The sequence below is a fragment of the Pseudomonas sp. HMSC057H01 genome (genome assembly GCF_001836405.1).
In the GTDB taxonomy this organism is placed as follows: domain Bacteria; phylum Pseudomonadota; class Gammaproteobacteria; order Pseudomonadales; family Pseudomonadaceae; genus Pseudomonas; species Pseudomonas aeruginosa.
The window spans coordinates 1-2,946 of record NZ_KV828486.1; the positions used below are offsets into that span (position 1 = coordinate 1).

Annotated in this window: 3 protein-coding genes; all 3 read left to right on the forward strand. The window is 53.3% G+C overall.

Annotation, left to right across the window (positions count from 1 at the left end; genetic code table 11):
- Positions 1-473: 473 nt before the first annotated feature.
- Complete coding sequence (locus HMPREF2581_RS32300; protein ID WP_023093230.1) at positions 474-1,193, forward strand: XRE family transcriptional regulator; 720 nt, start codon at positions 474-476, stop codon at positions 1,191-1,193.
- A gap of 90 nt (positions 1,194-1,283) precedes the next feature.
- Entirely contained in the window at positions 1,284-2,378 is a 1,095-nt protein-coding gene (locus HMPREF2581_RS18490; protein WP_023093229.1) for a type I restriction endonuclease, read from the forward strand.
- A gap of 222 nt (positions 2,379-2,600) precedes the next feature.
- Positions 2,601-2,946 (forward strand): response regulator transcription factor (locus HMPREF2581_RS18495; protein WP_070867362.1); only part of this gene is annotated, 346 nt, incomplete at its 3' end.

The following is a 2,946-nucleotide window of genomic DNA, read 5'->3' on the forward strand; positions in this document are numbered from 1 at the left end:
AATCGGACGGCAGAATGGGCTCAAGGTCGGCGGAGCTTGTGGCCCGATCGAGCCCCCCTATTGCCCGATGAGCGTTCACAGTCGGAGCGCTGCAATAAGTAGCGTCGAGGTATGTCTTGAACATGAATAGCTTCCTCCCTGTCAGGTGCCAGTTGATTGGCCAGATCAGGCAACTCTGCTGCCGACCTGCCTTTCTTGGCCTTTTACCTTGGCCTCCAGTTTTGCGAACACTTCAGGTTTAGCGATTCGAAGGAACATCAGTCGAGCGCGGGGGATGCCGTGCTTTCGCCAGTCGCTTACCGACGGAGGCCTCACCTCGCACAGCTCTGCCACACGGGTTGTCCCGCCGAGGGCATCAATGATCTCGCTGGGTGTCATTGGGGTATCTCTGCTAGTCCGACGCCCGGATATTAGGCACTCCTTCCAATACGGTCAATAGGAATACCTTATAAACCTAGTGATAGGCTCCCCTAATGCAGACACTTCAAGAACGACTTAAACGTGCGATGGCAGGCCCACCGAGGGTTACGCAAGCGGCTCTTGCACGCGCTTGCCATATCACAGCGCCCTCAGTAAATGACTGGATCTCCGGAAAGACAAAAAGCATCGAAGGGGAGAATCTCCTCAATGCTGCAGCGTTTCTGAAAGTTAGCCCGCTGTGGCTTGCAACTGGAAAAGGCCCCATGCGAGAGCATGGAGCTATAAGCAGGGACAGTCCTGAGCAAGCGGGTGGCTCGCTGAACGAGCACGCCAACGTGATCTCGGTGGCTACGCCTCCAAGAAAGAGGAATAAATATCCAGTGATCAGTTGGGTCAGGGCTGGCGACTGGGCAGAAAGTCCGGACAATTTTCAGCCAGGCGATGCAGATGATTGGTTGGAGTCAGAGGAAAAGGCCGGACCCCATGGATATTGGCTGGTAGTTAATGGCGACTCAATGACGCCGCTATTCCCCCAAGGAAGTCGAATACTAGTACAGCCAGAAGGATTCGACCTGATCAGTGGAAAATACTACGTAGCAGTTTGCTACGAGCCGGGGAAAAAGCGCGATACAACTGTGAAGCAATATGTGAGGGATGCAGGGTTCGAATATCTAAAACCTCTTAATCCAATATATCGCACCCTTGAGGTAAGCGACACGGTTCGAATCATTGGCCGCGTGATTGACTACAAGCTTCCCGCTGGCGTCTTGTAGGGAAGACCATTTGGTGGGCTGACAACTTTTAGGAAGGGCGGCCAGATACCTGGCCATCAGTTGTTTTAAAGGGACCCCGGGGAGGGAGTCATGGAGTTCGAAGAGAAACTGGCCAGCCTGGCCGCCAAGATTCGCCAGCAGAAATCTGCCATCCAGACTGAAGAGGCAACAAAGACTGCATTTGTCATGCCCTTCATACAGTCAGTCTTGGGATACGATGTTTTCAACCCTTTGGAGGTTGTTCCGGAGTTCACTTCGGATATAGGAACTAAGAAGGGAGAGAAGGTCGACTATGCAATTCTCAAGGAGGGAGAGATCCAGATACTCATAGAGAGCAAGAAGGTCGGCGAACCCTTAAATATTAATCATGCCAGCCAACTATTTCGTTACTTCCACGTTACAAATGCTAGAATATCCATTCTGACAAATGGCCAGGTCTACAAGTTCTTCACTGACCTGGATGCACCTAACAAGATGGATGAGAAGCCATTCCTTGAGCTAGACCTTCTGGATATAGACGACCATGCTATTCCGGAGCTCCAGAAACTTACGAAATCAGCATTTGACGTTGAGTCAATCATCAACGCTGCTGGCGAACTAAAGTACGTTGGGCAAATCAAGCGCGCACTAGCCTCTCAGTTCAGCCAGCCAGATGAGGACTTTGTTCGACTGTTCGCCTCTCGAGTGTACGAAGGGATCATTACTCAGAAGGTGCGCGATCAGTTCACCCAGCTTACTAGAAAGGCAGCCTCGCAATTCTTAAGCGATCAAATAAATGAGCGCCTCAAATCCGCAATTACCGGAAACTCACAACCCGTCCTCGTGGCTCAGCCGCAAGCAGAACAGTCGACACCATCTTCTCACGGTGAAGAAGAGGAAAAGGACCGGGTGGTGACAACGGCCGAAGAGATCGAAGGCTACACTATAGTCAAAGCCATTGTTCGATCCGTGGTTGACGTAAAGCGCATCGCTGCCCGCGACACTCAGAGCTACTTCGGTATCCTATTGGATGACAACAACCGTAAGCCCATCGCTCGTCTTCACTTCAACAGATCACAAAAGTACATCGGAACTTTCGATTCCGAAAAAAACGAAACCCGTCACCCTATTGAGTCCTTGGATGACATTTTCGCTCACGCTGAAGCGCTAAAGGCGACCGCCATCTCCTATGACACCCAGTCATAAGAATCATCCGAGTCGCCTGGTCTACGCCTTCTAGAAGATCTCGTGGCACCCTCCAGCCGCTGACCCACCAGTTCTTAAGCCCGCCTAGTGCGGGCTTTCTTATGGCTGCTCGCAATTATTAGGCAATCCTATTGACAGCAAAAAAGGCAAACCTAATAATCGCCTAGGAAACGCACAGCAACAGACCGCAAGCCATCGATCCGGTCAACATGGAGAGACTGCATGACCACCGCCAGCATCACCGCACACGGTTTCACCGGCTTCCTCGGCAAGGGCCTGTCCCTGCGTGAGCTTCAGTGCGTCTTGGGCATCGCTGCGGGTCGCACCAGCAAGGAGCTAGCCCGCGACCTGGGCATGCAGCCGGGCACGGTGGGTAAGCGCGTTCTGGCAGCGACCACCAAACTCGGCGTCACCCGCCGTGCCGCCCTGGTGGCTGAAGCCATGCGCCGCGGGCTTATCTCGCCCGCCGTGATCGCCCTCGCCTTCCTCGTCGCCGGTCAGCCACTGCTCAACGATGACCACATGTTGCGCAGCCGCCGTGGCGGCGAAAGGAAGATCGAAACTCGTC

Coding starts and splice junctions, on each gene's coding strand:
- HMPREF2581_RS32300 (WP_023093230.1), top strand. CDS start 474: ATGCAGACACTTCAAGAACGACTTAAACGTGCGATGGCAGGCCCACCG.
- HMPREF2581_RS18490 (WP_023093229.1), top strand. CDS start 1,284: ATGGAGTTCGAAGAGAAACTGGCCAGCCTGGCCGCCAAGATTCGCCAG.